The 15,056-nt window shown below is 50.2% G+C and carries 16 protein-coding genes; 7 read left to right on the top strand and 9 right to left on the bottom strand.

The window, feature by feature from the left end; genetic code table 11:
* Positions 1-40: 40 nt before the first annotated feature.
* The 3 genes from NNN64_RS13215 to xapA are packed head-to-tail and all read right to left on the bottom strand — an operon-like array spanning position 41 to position 3,091.
* The gene (locus tag NNN64_RS13215) at positions 41-943 is read right to left on the bottom strand and encodes a LysR family transcriptional regulator (protein ID WP_271441667.1); all 903 of its coding nucleotides are present in this window, start codon (positions 941-943) and stop codon (positions 41-43) included.
* Positions 944-1,001: 58 nt separating this feature from the next.
* Complete coding sequence (gene tsgA / locus NNN64_RS13210) at positions 1,002-2,207, bottom strand: MFS transporter TsgA (protein WP_271441666.1); 1,206 nt, start codon at positions 2,205-2,207, stop codon at positions 1,002-1,004.
* Between the two features lie 50 nt (positions 2,208-2,257).
* Positions 2,258-3,091, bottom strand: coding sequence for a xanthosine phosphorylase (xapA, locus tag NNN64_RS13205; protein ID WP_137382453.1), 834 nt, complete (start codon positions 3,089-3,091; stop codon positions 2,258-2,260).
* A 419-nt stretch (positions 3,092-3,510) separates the two neighbouring features.
* On the opposite strand from xapA, the gene NNN64_RS13200 reads away from it, so the two are divergent.
* Positions 3,511-3,795, top strand: a complete 285-nt coding sequence (locus NNN64_RS13200) for a barstar family protein (protein WP_271441665.1) — start codon at positions 3,511-3,513, stop codon at positions 3,793-3,795.
* A 49-nt stretch (positions 3,796-3,844) separates the two neighbouring features.
* Here NNN64_RS13200 and yhcN read toward each other — a convergent pair whose 3' ends face one another.
* On the bottom strand, positions 3,845-4,111 hold the full coding sequence (gene yhcN / locus NNN64_RS13195) for a peroxide/acid stress response protein YhcN (RefSeq protein ID WP_005121357.1): 267 nt from the start codon (positions 4,109-4,111) through the stop codon (positions 3,845-3,847).
* 378 nt (positions 4,112-4,489) lie between these two features.
* Positions 4,490-4,960, bottom strand: a complete 471-nt coding sequence (argR, locus tag NNN64_RS13190; protein ID WP_003025162.1) for a transcriptional regulator ArgR — start codon at positions 4,958-4,960, stop codon at positions 4,490-4,492.
* A gap of 436 nt (positions 4,961-5,396) precedes the next feature.
* On the opposite strand from argR, the gene mdh reads away from it, so the two are divergent.
* Entirely contained in the window at positions 5,397-6,332 is a 936-nt protein-coding gene (gene mdh / locus NNN64_RS13185) for a malate dehydrogenase (RefSeq protein ID WP_040234161.1), read from the top strand.
* 149 nt (positions 6,333-6,481) lie between these two features.
* On the opposite strand, the gene degS is transcribed toward mdh, so the two are convergent.
* From degS to zapG, 3 genes are all read right to left on the bottom strand, one after another.
* Positions 6,482-7,549 carry an outer membrane-stress sensor serine endopeptidase DegS gene (degS, locus tag NNN64_RS13180; protein WP_005121354.1) on the bottom strand — a complete coding sequence of 356 codons (1,068 nt, stop codon included), beginning with the start codon at positions 7,547-7,549 and terminating at the stop codon, positions 6,482-6,484.
* An 89-nt stretch (positions 7,550-7,638) separates the two neighbouring features.
* On the bottom strand, positions 7,639-9,006 hold the full coding sequence (gene degQ / locus NNN64_RS13175; RefSeq protein WP_202037619.1) for a serine endoprotease DegQ: 1,368 nt from the start codon (positions 9,004-9,006) through the stop codon (positions 7,639-7,641).
* A 168-nt stretch (positions 9,007-9,174) separates the two neighbouring features.
* The gene (gene zapG / locus NNN64_RS13170; protein ID WP_005121352.1) at positions 9,175-9,573 is read right to left on the bottom strand and encodes a Z-ring associated protein ZapG; all 399 of its coding nucleotides are present in this window, start codon (positions 9,571-9,573) and stop codon (positions 9,175-9,177) included.
* 192 nt (positions 9,574-9,765) lie between these two features.
* Between zapG and zapE the strand changes: the two genes are divergently transcribed.
* From zapE to sspB, 5 genes are all read left to right on the top strand, one after another.
* Entirely contained in the window at positions 9,766-10,893 is a 1,128-nt protein-coding gene (gene zapE / locus NNN64_RS13165) for a cell division protein ZapE (RefSeq protein WP_271441664.1), read from the top strand.
* A 218-nt stretch (positions 10,894-11,111) separates the two neighbouring features.
* The gene (gene rplM, locus NNN64_RS13160) at positions 11,112-11,540 is read left to right on the top strand and encodes a 50S ribosomal protein L13 (RefSeq protein WP_003025141.1); all 429 of its coding nucleotides are present in this window, start codon (positions 11,112-11,114) and stop codon (positions 11,538-11,540) included.
* Between the two features lie 15 nt (positions 11,541-11,555).
* A complete protein-coding gene (rpsI, locus tag NNN64_RS13155; protein ID WP_003025138.1) occupies positions 11,556-11,948 on the top strand; it encodes a 30S ribosomal protein S9 in 393 nt (130 codons plus the stop codon).
* Between the two features lie 315 nt (positions 11,949-12,263).
* Positions 12,264-12,902: a stringent starvation protein SspA gene (gene sspA, locus NNN64_RS13150; RefSeq protein WP_048213444.1), complete on the top strand. Its 639-nt coding sequence runs from the start codon at positions 12,264-12,266 to the stop codon at positions 12,900-12,902.
* Between the two features lie 5 nt (positions 12,903-12,907).
* Positions 12,908-13,411: a ClpXP protease specificity-enhancing factor gene (sspB, locus tag NNN64_RS13145; protein WP_271441663.1), complete on the top strand. Its 504-nt coding sequence runs from the start codon at positions 12,908-12,910 to the stop codon at positions 13,409-13,411.
* A gap of 44 nt (positions 13,412-13,455) precedes the next feature.
* Here the strand turns inward: sspB and dcuC are convergent, their stop codons facing one another.
* Positions 13,456-14,823, bottom strand: a complete 1,368-nt coding sequence (gene dcuC / locus NNN64_RS13140; RefSeq protein WP_271441662.1) for an anaerobic C4-dicarboxylate transporter DcuC — start codon at positions 14,821-14,823, stop codon at positions 13,456-13,458.
* Between the last annotated feature and the right edge of the window lie 233 nt (positions 14,824-15,056).

The following is a 15,056-nucleotide window of genomic DNA, read 5'->3' as shown; positions in this document are numbered from 1 at the left end:
ATCATCTAACCGGAAGAGGATATTTCTTCCGGTTTCAGTTTTACCGCCCCTGTAATGTCATGATAAACGCGTTCATTAATGTGGAAAGCGGTTCGTCGTACCAGTAGGCATAAAGATCGGCTGGAATAGGGTCATTCAACGGTAAGAAACGAACGCCTGGCCAGTGGATCAATCCGCAGGTTTCTGGCAGCAAAGAGAGGCCCATTCCTGCGCTAACCAGCGCCAGCGCGGTTTGCGGTTCGTTAACCTGGTGGGTAATCAGAGGATAAAATCCTACCTCAACACAGCGGTCATGTACCTGACGGGCGAAATTGCTTTGATTAAATGAAAGCGAAATGATGGGGCGTTCAGCGAGCATCGCCAGTGAGACGCTTTGGTGTTGGCAGAGAGGATCGTGTTCAGGTACGGCGAGAGCAACCGCTTCGCGGGAAATCAATTGGCTACGAATATTCGTCTCGGATTGGGGCAGTACGTTCCGGCTAATCGCGATATCAATCGTCCGGGCATGCAAGGCTTCAATTTGCTGATGTTGGGAAAGCTCCTGCAAGCTCCAGTTTACGTACGGCTGTTGCTTTTTAAAGCCCTTTAGACGCGTAAGCAGCGTCCCCCACAGTGCGCTACCGACTATCCCAATGTTGAAATGTTGATGTTCGCTACGGCCAATCTGTCGCACATAATTGAGGGATTGATCGGTGGTACTCAGGATACGATCGACTTCCGTTTTCAATACCTGCCCGGCTCGCGTGAGAACCACTTTACGGCTGGTACGTTCAAATAGTGTCGTTTCAAGGATCTCTTCCAGTTCTTTAATCTGCATACTCAACGGTGGTTGAGAGATGTTTAACCGGGCCGCGGCCCGGCCAAAGTGCAGCTCGTCAGCGAGAACCTGAAAATAACGCAATGTTCGAAGACGAATTCGGCTATTGGCCTGGAGATCAATCATGCTGGTTACGCGTAAGAGAGGGAGAGAAACGGCATCATGCCGTCCTCCCCAAAGCTTGTCAAACCGCAGCGGATGTCGAGCGGGCGAGACGCTCGGCCTGGCTGCAGGCAACAGCGATAACCAGCGTCAGCAGTAACACACAATAGGCGACAGTTGACGTATTCACCGCCCCCTGCAGACCAAGGTGGCTGTTTACCATGGACGATACGCTGGCAAACAGTAGCGTGCCCACTGTGCCGCACGTCAACAAGGCGGAGATCAAGGTTGGTGAACTGCGGCTCACCTGCAGTGAGCCATAGCTCATCAGGCCGGAGAATAAACCGGAGTTAAAGAAACCAAACACGCCGCACGCTACCAGAATCAGCGTGGTATTGTTGCTGTTGGCAATCAGCGCAATGGAGACCAGACCAATGCTTGCGCAGATCAGCAGGAAAGTGCGCAGCTTCATCCACTTCACGGTGAACTGATTCAGGAACAGGCCAATGGCTTTCGTCACCCAATACACAGTAGTGAACAGCGCGGCATCCTGCGCCTGAAGTGTAAAACGCGATTGCAGGTAGCCCGGTGTCCACATGGTAAAAATGGGTTCAGCCAGCAGGAAAGCAAAGAGAGTAAAACAGATTAAATAGACGGAGATCCCCCAGGGTTCTGACTCTTCCGTTTTCTCGTGTCGCTGCGGCTGCGCAACCTCTGTCGATGGGAAGCGACAACGCAGGGTAAGTGCCAACATCAGCGCGCCCAGACCGCCCATAATCCCATACATCGCAATCCAACTGGCACCCAGTTTAAACATCCAGGCTAACAGTAAAGAAAGGGTTGCTCCGGCAAAGCTGAAAAAGAAATCGGTAAAAATCAGGCTGGAAGAGCGGCTCTTTTCATCGGGATTAATACGGACCACCAGATAACTGCCGATGGTCATAAACACGCCCCCGCAGGCACCAATGCCGGCCACTGCAACGCTAAACAGTGTTAAGGTTGGTTGGATAAAAAGCACGGCGCTGATAATCACGGTGAGCGTTGCAGCAATAACTAATGGTTTTTTCAGCCCCCATTTTTTCATCAGAATGCCGCCAAGCATAATAGGCACAAACATGCCGATGTTCATCAAGGTAAAGACCTGCCCGATAAAGCTGGGGTCTTTATGAAAAGCGGCACACAGTGGCCCAAGCACAATCCCCAGTGTCGACACCAGTGCGCCAACAAAGTAATAGCTCAGGTACGAAACGGCATTGAGATTTGCGCGAGAAAACTGATTGTCTGGCATAACTTTTCTCCAGACGGAGCAGGGCGACCTGTCCGTCTACGGAACCACGATCAGGCGTACTGTTTGAGGAACTGGCTGATCAAACGAATAAAATCTTCGGTCACCATGGCTGCGCATTTCAGCGTTTGTTCATGGGAAAGCTCAACATCACTGAGGCCTTCAGCCATATTCGTGATGGCTGAAACGGCCAGTACTTTCAGGCCACAATGGCGTGCAGCTATCACTTCCGGTACCACCGACATACCGACCACATCGCCGCCCATACGTTGCATCATGCGAATCTCCGCAGCCGTCTCAAAATTAGGGCCAGGATAAGAGACGAAAACCCCTTCATGAAGCGTGATACCCAACTGCTCTGCGGCACCGTGAAGCTGCTGGCGCAGCTCGCGATCGTATGCGTTAGCGAGGCTAAAGAAGCGAGGACCAAAGCGTTCATCGTTCGGCCCGACAAGTGGGGTAGATGGCATGGTGTTGATGTGATCGTTGAGGGCAACCAGACTACCTGCAGGAATATCTACGTTCAGTGAACCCGCGGCGTTGGTACAGAATAAAAATTCGCAGCCCAACAGTTTAAAGGTACGCACGGCATGGGTCATGATGCCCATTCCCAGCCCTTCATAAAAATGCCCACGTCCCTTCATGCAGATGAGGTCGATGCCATAAAGCGTCCCCATCACCACTTCCCCGGCATGGCCGATTACGGTGCTGACCGGAAACCCAGGTAATTGTTGATATGAAAGCGTGGTTTTATTTTCCATGCGATCGGCAAGCGCCCCCAGACCTGACCCAAGTATCAGAGCGATACGTGGATGAAAATTGGGTTTTGCTGCACGCAGAATTTCAGCCGCTTCATACGGGGTATCGTTGACAACAGACATGGACATATCGACTCCAGAGACTATTCAGTTGCAGGCATTTTGTGGAGGCTTCAATTACAAATCCAATATGATAAGTGCGGTTATTAATATGATTTTCATATTGAAAATATCATATCGATATCGGACCTATTATTTTTCAGAACGTTATGGCCAACGTGTTTCATACTGTTTCTGAAACGCAGTCATAGTCTTGCACAAAAATGTGATGTACCTCTCTTTATCTAAACAGTGAACAATTCATTCCTGGCGTATTGCGCACACTGAGGCAGCGCTATACTTAAGACGAGCATTTAGCTGGGGTGATAAACGATGCCTGGACCGCAGGAACATAAAATTTTGCTGGCGGGATACACGGGAAACAGGTTGAGGAAGACCCTGCATATCGGTGGTCTGTAGAGTAACTGGCGTCGGGATGGTGGCTATAGATGAATATCTATACGTTTGATTTTGACGAAATTGAAAATCAGAGTGATTTCTACCGTGAGTTTGCACGTACATTTGGCCTGGCCCGGGAAAAGGTGGTTGATTTAGATTCTTTGTGGGAGGTTGTGGTTGGGGAAGTCTTGCCGTTACCTCTGGAAATCGAATTTGTCCATTTACCGGATAAGTTACGCAGGCGATATGGCGCGCTGATTTTACTGTTCGATGAAGCAGAAGAAGAGCTCGAAGGGCAGTTACGCTTTAACGTTCGCCACTCAAAACAGGCATAAAAAAGCCCCCGGCAGGCGGGGGCAAGTCGTCGGACTAGACGACGAGGGTTTATTTGTACAATTCTGCGGTTGCATGCCAGTGAGCACCTTCACGGAGTTCAGTGACACGATAGCTGCTGGCGCCCGCTTTTTCTGCTTTAGCGGCGATTGCCTGACGCATATCCATTGGTGAGCTACCGATCTGAGACACAGAGATAGTACCCATGGATTGCAGATTCTGTGCTTCTTGCGAGTTCACCTGATTAACAGCGGCGCTTGCACCGAAAGAGAGAACTGAGAGAAGACTTAAAGTTGCAACAGTGGTTTTGATTTTCATGATATTTACCTCGTCGAATTCTTTTATTCGGGGTCTTTGTTTCGTGACCCTCATCACAAAATCAAGTATACACTAATCACGCGATAAATTAATACCACGCTAATTGTTTCCATGGTAATTGGGTGTTAAGAAAAGTATTTTTTATAACTATATAGAATTAAAAATACAGATTAGAGCTTCTTCTTGAAAATAAAATTAATAAATTCATACTGATACAATATTTTGCAAATTGTGCGTTTTTGATGAGTATCATTCATCGCGTGAATGTGTTTTGGCGGTGAAACGCACTATTTGTTAAATGTTCGGTAGTGGAAAACTGAGGAGGGGAACAGAAAAGAGAGATTTTTCCCCCGCCACAGGGCGTGACGGGGAAGGGAATTACAGTTCTTGTTCAAACAGTTCCAGAATGGCTTCGTACAGGTCTTTTACCGTAAAACCTTTGGCCGGTGTGGTGAAGATGGTATCGTCACCCGCAATCGTGCCAAGAATACCTTCTGCTTTACCCAGTGAATCCAGCAGGCGAGCAATCAGCTGCGCAGCCCCTGGGCTGGTATGAATAACGACAACGGCATCGTTGTAGTCGATATCCAGCACCAGATTTTTCAACGGGCTTGATGTTGTCGGGACGCCCAGCTCTGCAGGCAGGCAGTACACCATTTCCATTTTCGCATTGCGGGTACGCACGGCACCAAACTTGGTCAGCATGCGTGAAACCTTGGACTGGTTGATATTATCAAAGCCCTGATCCTGCAACGCGAGGACGATTTCGCCCTGAGAGCTGAATTTTTCTTCTTTAAGTAGCGCTTTAAACGCCTTAACTAATTCTTCTTGTTTAGCCGAGCTTCGCATAAGTCACCCGTAATATGGCGGTAGAAACAACATTATTGTGCATACAGATGAATTTTTATGCAAACGGTCTGCCTCGTTCAAGGCTGAAATAATGTTATGAAAGAGCGGGATTTTATCAAATTTCGTTATCAAGAAACATGCCTGTGTCACGGCTCGCAAATAAGATTAAAAGTAAATTAAATGTTATCAAATTGATGTTGTTTTGAGAGGGCTGTAGGGTATATTGTCAGCACCTGTTGGAAAGTTGCTCTACTGTGCGAGTGGTTTTGAATTACGTAACTTAGGTTTTATTTTACGTAAGTTAAATGCATAAAAGCCAAATTTGCGTGACTACGCATTCTTGAAGCGTGGTTATTGAATTCATTGGATTTGTGAATTAAGGTCGCCGCCGCGGAGCAATAGACATTTTGCTTATCAATATAATAAGGAGTTTAGGATGAAAGTTGCAGTCCTCGGCGCTGCTGGTGGTATCGGTCAGGCGCTAGCATTACTGTTAAAAACCCAACTGCCTTCAGGTTCAGAACTCTCCCTGTACGACATCGCTCCAGTAACTCCTGGTGTGGCCGTTGATTTGAGCCATATCCCTACTGCTGTGAAAATCAAAGGCTTCAGCGGTGAAGATGCGACCCCTGCACTGGAAGGTGCTGACGTGGTGCTGATTTCTGCGGGTGTTGCGCGTAAACCAGGTATGGACCGTTCTGACCTGTTTAACGTGAATGCTGGCATCGTGAAGAATCTGGTGCAGCAGGTTGCTACAACCTGTCCGAAAGCGTGTATCGGTATCATCACTAACCCAGTGAACACGACCGTTGCTATTGCTGCTGAAGTGCTGAAAAAAGCAGGCGTATACGATAAGAACAAACTGTTTGGCGTAACGACGCTGGACATCATCCGCTCCAACACCTTTGTGGCGGAACTGAAAGGCAAGCAGCCTGGCGATGTTGAAGTCCCGGTTATTGGCGGCCACTCTGGCGTGACCATTCTGCCGCTGCTGTCACAAATCCCTGGCGTAAGCTTCACTGAACAAGAAGCGGCTGATCTGACCAAACGTATCCAGAACGCGGGTACTGAAGTAGTGGAAGCAAAAGCCGGTGGCGGGTCTGCAACCCTGTCTATGGGTCAGGCTGCAGCACGTTTCGGTCTGTCACTGGTTCGTGCGCTGAGCGGCGAAAAGGGTGTCGTGGAATGCGCTTACGTTGAAGGCGATGGTCAGTACGCTCGCTTCTTCTCTCAGCCGCTGCTGCTGGGCAAAAATGGCGTAGAAGAACGTCAGTCCATCGGTAAACTGAGCGCGTTCGAACAAAGCTCGCTGGAAGGCATGCTGGACACGCTGAAGAAAGATATCACTCTGGGCGAAGAGTTCGTTAAGTAACGCCAGGAGAGGCCAGCGTGTATTTGTAGGCCTGATAAGCGTAGCGCCATCAGGCATTACATGCTAACTCCCTATGATATCGCCTAATAGAAACCGGAGCATATATTGTGCTCCGGTTTTTTTATGGCAAGTGAGAGGTAGACGTAGCGTTAATTGGTGGCAGGGTATTCCTGAATCGTTACCTGCAGCGTCAATTGCTTATCATCACGCATCACAACCACTGAGATAACCGAGCCGGGGCGAATCTCCGCGACCTGATCCATGGTCTCCAGCGCTGATACTGCCGGTTTATTATTTACCGAAATGATGAGATCGTTGACCTGAATTCCGGCCTGGGCTGCCGGACCATCCGGAGCCACTTCGTTTACGACAATCCCCTGAATTTGATCCATGCCGCTACCTTGTGCGTGCAGCGGTGCAATTTCACGCCCGCTGATGCCGATGTAGCCACGAATAACGCGCCCGTCGCGAATCAGCTTATCCATGATTTTCGTCGCCAGTTGAAACGGAATTGCAAAGCCAATCCCTTCCGGCGTTTCACCATCATTGCTCTTATCAAACGACAGTGTGTTAATCCCCATTAACTCGCCCAGCGAGTTAACCAGCGCACCGCCGGAGTTACCGTGGTTAATGGAGGCATCTGTTTGCAGGAAGTTTTGCCGGCCCGTTGGGTTCAGGCCAATACGCCCCGTGGCGCTGATGATCCCCTGAGTGATGGTTTGCCCAAGGTTGTACGGGTTACCGATGGCAAGCACGACATCACCAATATGCGGTACACGTTTGTTATTAATCGGGATCGTCGGCAGCCCGCCTGCTGCGTTGATTTTCAACACTGCAAGGTCGGTTAAGGTATCAGAGCCAACAAGCAGCGCTTCAAAGACACGTCCATCCTGCAACGCGACGATAATTTGGTCGGCGTCATTAATGACATGCTTGTTGGTGATGATATAGCCGCGCTGATCCATGATAACGCCTGAACCGAGCGTGCGGATCTCAAGCTGGTTATGCGTCGTGCTGTTCATACTGCGGTTGTACACGTTGACCACGGCAGGCGCAGCACGGCGAACTGCCGGGTTATAACTGGCAGGAGTTTCATCTGTGCTGTCGAACTGTGGTGCGGTAAGCGTATTAATTTTTCGCAGAGAGGGCATCGCGGCCAGCAGAATGGCGCCGACGATTAAACCAATCGCGACCGAACGTAAAAGCTTCACAAACATGATGGCGGCGTCATTAAAAAAGGGAACGGCAGCAGCATATCACGAGTTTACCGGACATCACACGGGGGGCTGATGTCCGGTTGTCCTGGTTAACGCAAAAGCAGGTAAATACTCTCGTTACCACGAACGACCTGCAGAGCAATGATTGACGGTTTCGTTTCCAGCACTTTGCGCATTTCGGCAATCGAGTTCACCCGATCGCGGTTAACGGCGATGATGACGTCATCTTTATGCAGGCCGGCCTGTGCGGCTGGGCTACTTTTCTCAACGTTATCAATTCTAATGCCTTTGGCACCGTCTTTTAGCTGCCCGTCGCTGAGCGTGGCCCCTTGTAATGCCGGTGCAATCATTTCCGCACTGGCGGAAGATGATGTACTGGTATCCAGCGTCACTTCAACTTCCAGTGGTTTACCGTTACGCAGCAGGCCCAGTTTGACTTTGGTCCCCGGTTCGGTTGTCGCAATACGCGAACGCAGTTCGGCGAAACTACTGAGCGGTTTGCCATTTAGACTGGTAATCACGTCACCGGATTTTACGCCCGCTTTAGCGGAACCAGAGTTAGGCAGAACTTCGCTGACAAACGCGCCACGTTGTACATCCAGTTTGAATGCTTTAGCGATATCAGCGGTCATTTCAGTACCTTTAATACCTAACAGACCCCGTTTGATTTCGCCAAACTGCATTAATTGCTGCGCCAGCGTACGCGCCATGTTACTGGGGATAGCAAAACCTATCCCAATGCTGCCGCCGCCAGGCGCGAGAATGGCGGTATTTATACCAATCAGCTCACCATTCAGGTTGAGCAACGCACCGCCGGAGTTGCCGCGGTTAATTGACGCATCGGTCTGAATAAAGTTTTCCAGACCTTCCAGGTTCAGACCACTACGACCCAATGCGGAGACGATCCCTGAGGTTGCCGTTTGTCCCAGCCCAAACGGGTTGCCGACGGCGACAGCAAAGTCACCCACGCGCAGTTTATCGGAGTCGGCGATAGCGATTTGTGTCAGGTTGCTGGGATGCTGTATTTGCAGCAGGGCAATATCGCTCTGATCGTCGCTACCGATGAGTTTGGCATCGAACTCGCGCCCATCGTTCAGCTGAACGCTAATTTTCTGCGCCTGATTAATAACGTGGTTGTTGGTCAGAACATAGCCCTTGGCAGCGTCAATGATGACGCCTGAACCCAGTCCTTCGAATGGCTGCGAGGGCTGATCGGGCAGCTCATCGCCAAAAAACTTTTTGAATTCTTCCGGGACTTTTTGCCCTTGAACGGCGGTGCCCTCAACTCTCACGCTAACCACGGCAGGTAACACTTTTTCCAGCATGGGGGCGAGGCTGGGGAGCGCTGCCTGACCGGGTACCTGGCCGGGAATCGACGCAATGGCCTGGAATGGCGCCGAGAGAGTTAACCCGACACTTAACGCTAATGCACTCAACAGCTGGGTTTGTTTTTTCATGGATCCTGCTCTTGTACCTTGAGTAAACGGAAGATGATTCAAAACAGTTTGATGTTATTGAATTTTCGGTTTGGTCACAATGAGGCTAACGACTAAATAATAGCTGGGACGGGAAGAGAAGCGGAGGGCGCAATTGCTGCGCCCCATAAATTTCTTAACGATGTGCAGTTAGTCGCGCTTTGCGCCACTACGCAGCAGGCCGGAAGCCCCTTCGGAATAGTCACGCGGCATCTGAACCGGTGCCTGATCGTTACCCGCTTCAGACTCAGCCAGACGATTGCGGAATGGGTTGTTTTCCGCTGACATGCCCGGCAGCAGGCTGCTGGAGCTTTTCGCCATATGCTGATAGATCTGACGATAATCGTCAGCCATGTTATCCAGTAGCTCAGCGCTGCGGGCAAAATGACTCACCAGCTCTTCGCGGTACTCTTCCAGTTCAGCTTTGTTCTTTTCCAGTTCGTACTGTAATGCCTGCTGTTGGCGTAATTTACGATTACCAAAACGCATGGCTACAGCACCAATAATGATACCGACGACTAACCCAATTAGCGCATATTCCCAGGTCATGAACATCTCCCGTTGTCTTTTGTTTCCGTAGGGTGTTGGCTTTAGGCTCCATGCCTGCGCCTGATTATGCCACTATAACCGCTAATCCCGTAGAAGTGGAATCCCGTGTTTATATCACGTAATGTAGAACGGCCTTTTTTTCGTCAACCGTGAGCGACGGCACATCGATTCTCAAGGAATAACAATAACATCATGCAAAGCCTTTCCCCGACATCGCGATACCTGCAGGCCCTTAACGACGGCAGTCATCAACCCGACAATGTACAAAAAGAAGCGGTGAATCGACTGGAAACGATTTACCAGGAGCTCACGACGATTGCACCTCCAGCGGCGCAGGAGAGTGGACTGATGGCCCGCTTTGGTAAATTGCTGGGTAAACGTGAGCCGAAGGAAAACACGCCGGTGCGTGGTCTGTATATGTGGGGGGGCGTAGGGCGCGGAAAAACCTGGCTGATGGATTTGTTCTACCATAGCCTGCCTGGCGCACGTAAACAGCGTTTGCACTTTCACCGCTTCATGCTGCGCGTGCATGAAGAACTGACGGCTCTGCAAGGCCAGAGCGACCCGTTGGAAGTGATTGCTGACCGCTTCAAAGCCGAAACCGATGTGCTGTGCTTTGATGAATTTTTCGTATCGGATATTACTGACGCCATGCTGCTCGGTGGCTTAATGAAGGCGCTATTTGCTCGCGGCATTACGCTGGTGGCAACGTCCAATATTCCGCCTGATGAACTGTATCGTAACGGTTTGCAACGTGCGCGCTTCCTTCCCGCTATCGAAGCCATTAAACAGTATTGCGATATCATGAACGTGGATGCCGGCGTTGACTACCGGTTGCGTACGTTAACCCAGGCACACTTATGGCTGTCCCCGCTTAATGATGAAACGCAGCGGCAGATGGATAAGCTCTGGCTGGCCTTAGCGGGAGCGAAAGGCGATCATGCGCCGACGCTGGAGATTAACCATCGCCCGATGCAGACGCTGGCCGTTGAGAACCAAACGCTGGCGGTATCATTCACTACGCTGTGCGTCGATGCCCGCAGCCAGCACGATTACATCGCGTTATCGCGCCTGTTTCACACGGTGCTGCTGTCTGATGTACCGGTAATGACGACGCTGATGGAAAGTGAAGCACGGCGCTTTATCGCGCTGGTTGATGAATTCTACGAACGCCACGTTAAGCTGGTGGTCAGCGCCGCAGCGCCTTTATATGAAATCTACCAGGGCGAGCGCCTGAAGTTTGAATTCCAGCGTTGTTTATCGCGTTTGCAGGAGATGCAAAGCGAGGAGTATCTGAAGCGGGAACATTTAGCCGGTTAAACCTGCCGCAAATCACATAAAGGGGTCGATCTTTGACCCTGACTTCTCTATAATCTTGCGACCCCACGTTACGAGAGAGTTTTTTTCCCAAAACTTTCTATGCGCCGGCATAGGCTATTCGAAGGGGTAGGTTTGCTGGACAATGTCGTGTGAACCTCAACTGACAAAACGTTTGGGTGTTCACCAACGTGTAACTTATTTATTTGGGTAAGCTTTTAATGAAAACTTTTACAGCTAAACCAGAAACCGTAAAACGCGACTGGTATGTTGTTGACGCGACCGGTAAAACTCTGGGCCGTCTGGCTTCCGAACTGGCTCTGCGCCTGCGCGGTAAGCACAAAGCGGAATACACTCCGCACGTAGATACTGGTGATTACATCATCGTTCTGAACGCTGACAAAGTTGCTGTAACCGGCAACAAGCGTACTGACAAAGTGTACTATCACCACACCGGCCACATCGGTGGTATCAAACAAGCGACCTTTGAAGAGATGATTGCTCGCCGTCCTGAGCGTGTGCTTGAAATCGCGGTTAAAGGCATGCTGCCAAAAGGCCCGCTGGGTCGTGCTATGTTCCGTAAACTGAAAGTTTACGCTGGCAACGAGCACAACCACGCGGCACAGCAACCGCAAGTTCTTGACATCTAATCGGGATTATAGGCAATGGCTGAAAATCAATACTACGGCACTGGTCGCCGCAAAAGTTCCGCAGCTCGCGTTTTCATCAAACCGGGCAGTGGTAAAATCGTAATCAACCAACGTTCTCTGGAACAGTACTTCGGTCGTGAAACTGCCCGCATGGTAGTTCGTCAGCCGCTGGAACTGGTCGACATGGTTGAGAAACTGGATCTGTACATCACTGTTAAAGGTGGTGGTATCTCTGGTCAGGCTGGTGCGATCCGTCACGGTATCACCCGCGCTCTGATGGAGTACGACGAATCCCTGCGTGGCGAACTGCGTAAAGCTGGCTTCGTTACTCGTGATGCTCGTCAGGTTGAACGTAAGAAAGTCGGTCTGCGTAAAGCACGTCGTCGTCCGCAGTTCTCCAAACGTTAATTGCTTTCTGCTTCGGCAGATTACAATTTGCGAAAAAACCCGCCTCGGCGGGTTTTTTTATGATTTTCATCCGCCCAAAATCACGGTAATACGCTGATTGCCACCTCTTTTTCCCCATTTCCAGAATCGACTCACCACAAAGGTCACAAAATCTGGTAAACTATCATCCAATTTTCTGCCCAAATATCCGGTATTGTTCATTTTTTGTTTGTATTTTGAACAGTAATGACTTTCCCGAATCTGGGTGACATCACTTCTGGCTGGCCACAAAGTGGCTGGTAGCAGTAAAAATTCTGAATATACCTGGAGGTTTTCATGGCTGTCGCTGCCAACAAACGTTCGGTAATGACGCTGTTTTCTGGTCCTACTGACATCTATAGCCATCAGGTCCGCATCGTGCTGGCTGAAAAAGGTGTTAGTTTCGAGATTGAGCACGTGGAAAAGGACAATCCACCGCAGGATCTGATCGACCTCAACCCGAATCAGAGCGTCCCGACACTGGTGGATCGTGAGCTGACCCTGTGGGAATCTCGCATCATTATGGAATACCTGGATGAGCGTTTCCCGCATCCTCCGCTGATGCCGGTTTACCCGGTTGCGCGTGGTGAGAGCCGCCTGTACATGCAGCGTATTGAAAAAGACTGGTACACGCTGATGAATGTCATCGTGAACGGTTCCGCATCTGAAGCCGATGTTGCACGTAAGCGTCTGCGTGAAGAGCTGCTGGCAATTGCCCCTGTCTTTGGTCAAAAACCCTATTTCCTGAGCGATGAGTTCAGCCTGGTAGATTGCTACCTGGCACCGCTGCTGTGGCGTTTACCGCAGCTGGGTATTGAATTCAACGGTGCAGGTTCGAAAGAACTGAAAGGGTATATGACTCGCGTCTTTGAACGTGACTCTTTCCTGGCTTCTCTGACTGAGCCTGAACGTGAAATGCGTCTGGGCCGGGGTTAACCTGTATGGATTTGCCACAGCTAACGCCACGCCGTCCGTATCTGCTGCGCGCGTTCTATGAGTGGTTGCTAGACAACCAGCTCACGCCGCACCTGGTGGTGGATGTGACGCTCCAGGACGTGCAGGTTCCGATGGAATATGCACGTGATGGGCAAATTGTTTTGAATATTGCACCGCGTGCAGTTGGGAACCTGGAACTGGCTAACGATGAAGTGCGTTTCAACGCGCGCTTTGGTGGTGTGCCGCGTCAGGTTTCTGTGCCGCTGGCTGCTGTTCTGGCTATTTATGCGCGCGAAAATGGCGCGGGTACGATGTTCGAACCGGAAGCCGCTTACGACGAAGATGTCGCCAGCTTGAACGATGACGATAACGACGCGTCGGGTTTTGAGAATGAAACGGTCATGTCCGTCATTGATGGCGATAAGCCAGACAATGCCGACGACAACGACCCGGATGACACTCCACCGCCTCCTCGCGGTGGGCGTCCGGCGCTACGCGTAGTGAAATAATCAAACAGGCCCTTGCGGGCCTGTTTTGCATTCTGCGTCTGATATCAATAAAACAGCGCGATAGTGGCAATCATATTGACCACAAATCCTATCGCCATTGGGATGGCTGTCCGTTTTACGACCTCAAAAGGCGACACGCCAGCAATACCGGATGTCACGACAATCACTGCAGTAATCGGTGAAACCGCACGAGCCAGCGTGGTGGCGAAGTGCATCGGCATAATCATTACGACCGCAGGAATATGCAGCCCCGCAGCAATGTCCGGGATCAGACTGGCGAATGACATAAACGGTGCATTTCCGGATCCCATTACAATTGCGCAGGCGGCGATGACCACGGCCATAATGATCATCACACCGATACCGCCAAGCCCGGAGTGTTCCGCACCTTTAATCACCGCATCGACGGTGCCAATAGTGGTTAAGCCCTTGGCAAAAATCTCACCGGCCACCACCAGTGTGACGACGTTGGCAAACTGCGTTCCCATGCCGTCAAAAAACGCCTGCACATCATCCATAGTCTCACGCAGATTGTGTTTATGAAGAAACTCCACAAACATGGTCAGCGTCAAGCTCATTAGCATCACCACAACCAGATTCAATTCTGTCTGCATTAACCCCATATGCGCCAGCAACAGCGAGCCCAACATCAGGAGCAGCGGCATCACTGGTAAAATGGCGTAATAGAGTGGCGGCACATTTTCCAGTGTTTTTTGTTCATTGAAGCCTGTGCTGTCTGGTTGTGTTTTTTGATCAAACCGGCGTTGAACGAAAAAGTGTGCGATGGCGACGGCGATGATGACGCAGGACGCGACAGGAAGTTGGTAGTGGAAGAAATAAGTGGCTATCTTCATCCCCGCAACCTGTGCGGCAAAAATTGAATTGGTTTCCAGAATGCCCCATTCAATCGACATCGAGGTGGCAATGACCGCAACCGCGGATAAACGGCTCACGCCCAGGCTGACCAGCGTTGGGAAGAGTGTAACCATCAGCAGCATGCCCAATCCGGAAGCACTGGTGATGAATTGTGCCATGATTTGACCAATGACATACGTCGCGGCAAGCACAATATAGGGTGAACGGATGTGCTTGAGTGGGCGGCTCAACAGGCTGACCATTGCCCGGCTGGCTCCCATTCTATCCATATAGCGGGCATAACCGCCTACTGCCATGATGGACAGCCCAAGACCTGCCGCCCGGTTGGAAAGCATGCGCAGAATTTCATTATAAATATCGACCAGCAGATAACCGCTGCTTTTGCCGCTGGCGACCAGTGCGCCGTACCCCAACCAGACGCCGCAGATCATCAGGAAGATCCCGGCTGCAGCCAGTACTACCTGTGGTTTGTAGTTTTTGAGGATCAGGTAACCCATCGTTAATAAAACGATGACAGAGATAATAATGCCGAACATTTTTTCACTCCATGCCAGAGAAGAAGATAAATCCGGTAATAACGCTGTTTTAAATGCGGATGTTATATTTTTTCTGGTATGCGTTTTGGAGTGGATATCGTGTTTTTATAATCGAGGATTGGTTATTTTTCTTTTTAAAATAGTAGGTTATGATTAATTTTAAAGATCATGTTCGCAGATTTCATAAAGTTAGTTTTATCCCTTGGTAATAAAAAATATCTGCTCAATCATTC

Origin of the sequence: Citrobacter sp. Igbk 14, from assembly GCF_028069825.1 — a bacterium.
Lineage (GTDB): Bacteria > Pseudomonadota > Gammaproteobacteria > Enterobacterales > Enterobacteriaceae > Citrobacter.
The sequence above is the reverse complement of the archived record's forward strand: the minus strand, read 5'-3'. Positions and strand labels throughout refer to the sequence as shown.

Bases quoted from the DNA above. Each gene is read 5' to 3' on its own strand.
- NNN64_RS13215 (WP_271441667.1), bottom strand. From the start codon at position 943: ATGATTGATCTCCAGGCCAATAGCCGAATTCGTCTTCGAACATTGCGT.
- tsgA (WP_271441666.1), bottom strand. From the start codon at position 2,207: ATGCCAGACAATCAGTTTTCTCGCGCAAATCTCAATGCCGTTTCGTAC.
- xapA (WP_137382453.1), bottom strand. From the start codon at position 3,091: ATGTCCATGTCTGTTGTCAACGATACCCCGTATGAAGCGGCTGAAATT.
- NNN64_RS13200 (WP_271441665.1), top strand. From the start codon at position 3,511: ATGAATATCTATACGTTTGATTTTGACGAAATTGAAAATCAGAGTGAT.
- yhcN (WP_005121357.1), bottom strand. From the start codon at position 4,111: ATGAAAATCAAAACCACTGTTGCAACTTTAAGTCTTCTCTCAGTTCTC.
- argR (WP_003025162.1), bottom strand. From the start codon at position 4,960: ATGCGAAGCTCGGCTAAACAAGAAGAATTAGTTAAGGCGTTTAAAGCG.
- mdh (WP_040234161.1), top strand. From the start codon at position 5,397: ATGAAAGTTGCAGTCCTCGGCGCTGCTGGTGGTATCGGTCAGGCGCTA.
- degS (WP_005121354.1), bottom strand. From the start codon at position 7,549: ATGTTTGTGAAGCTTTTACGTTCGGTCGCGATTGGTTTAATCGTCGGC.
- degQ (WP_202037619.1), bottom strand. From the start codon at position 9,006: ATGAAAAAACAAACCCAGCTGTTGAGTGCATTAGCGTTAAGTGTCGGG.
- zapG (WP_005121352.1), bottom strand. From the start codon at position 9,573: ATGACCTGGGAATATGCGCTAATTGGGTTAGTCGTCGGTATCATTATT.
- zapE (WP_271441664.1), top strand. From the start codon at position 9,766: ATGCAAAGCCTTTCCCCGACATCGCGATACCTGCAGGCCCTTAACGAC.
- rplM (WP_003025141.1), top strand. From the start codon at position 11,112: ATGAAAACTTTTACAGCTAAACCAGAAACCGTAAAACGCGACTGGTAT.
- rpsI (WP_003025138.1), top strand. From the start codon at position 11,556: ATGGCTGAAAATCAATACTACGGCACTGGTCGCCGCAAAAGTTCCGCA.
- sspA (WP_048213444.1), top strand. From the start codon at position 12,264: ATGGCTGTCGCTGCCAACAAACGTTCGGTAATGACGCTGTTTTCTGGT.
- sspB (WP_271441663.1), top strand. From the start codon at position 12,908: ATGGATTTGCCACAGCTAACGCCACGCCGTCCGTATCTGCTGCGCGCG.
- dcuC (WP_271441662.1), bottom strand. From the start codon at position 14,823: ATGTTCGGCATTATTATCTCTGTCATCGTTTTATTAACGATGGGTTAC.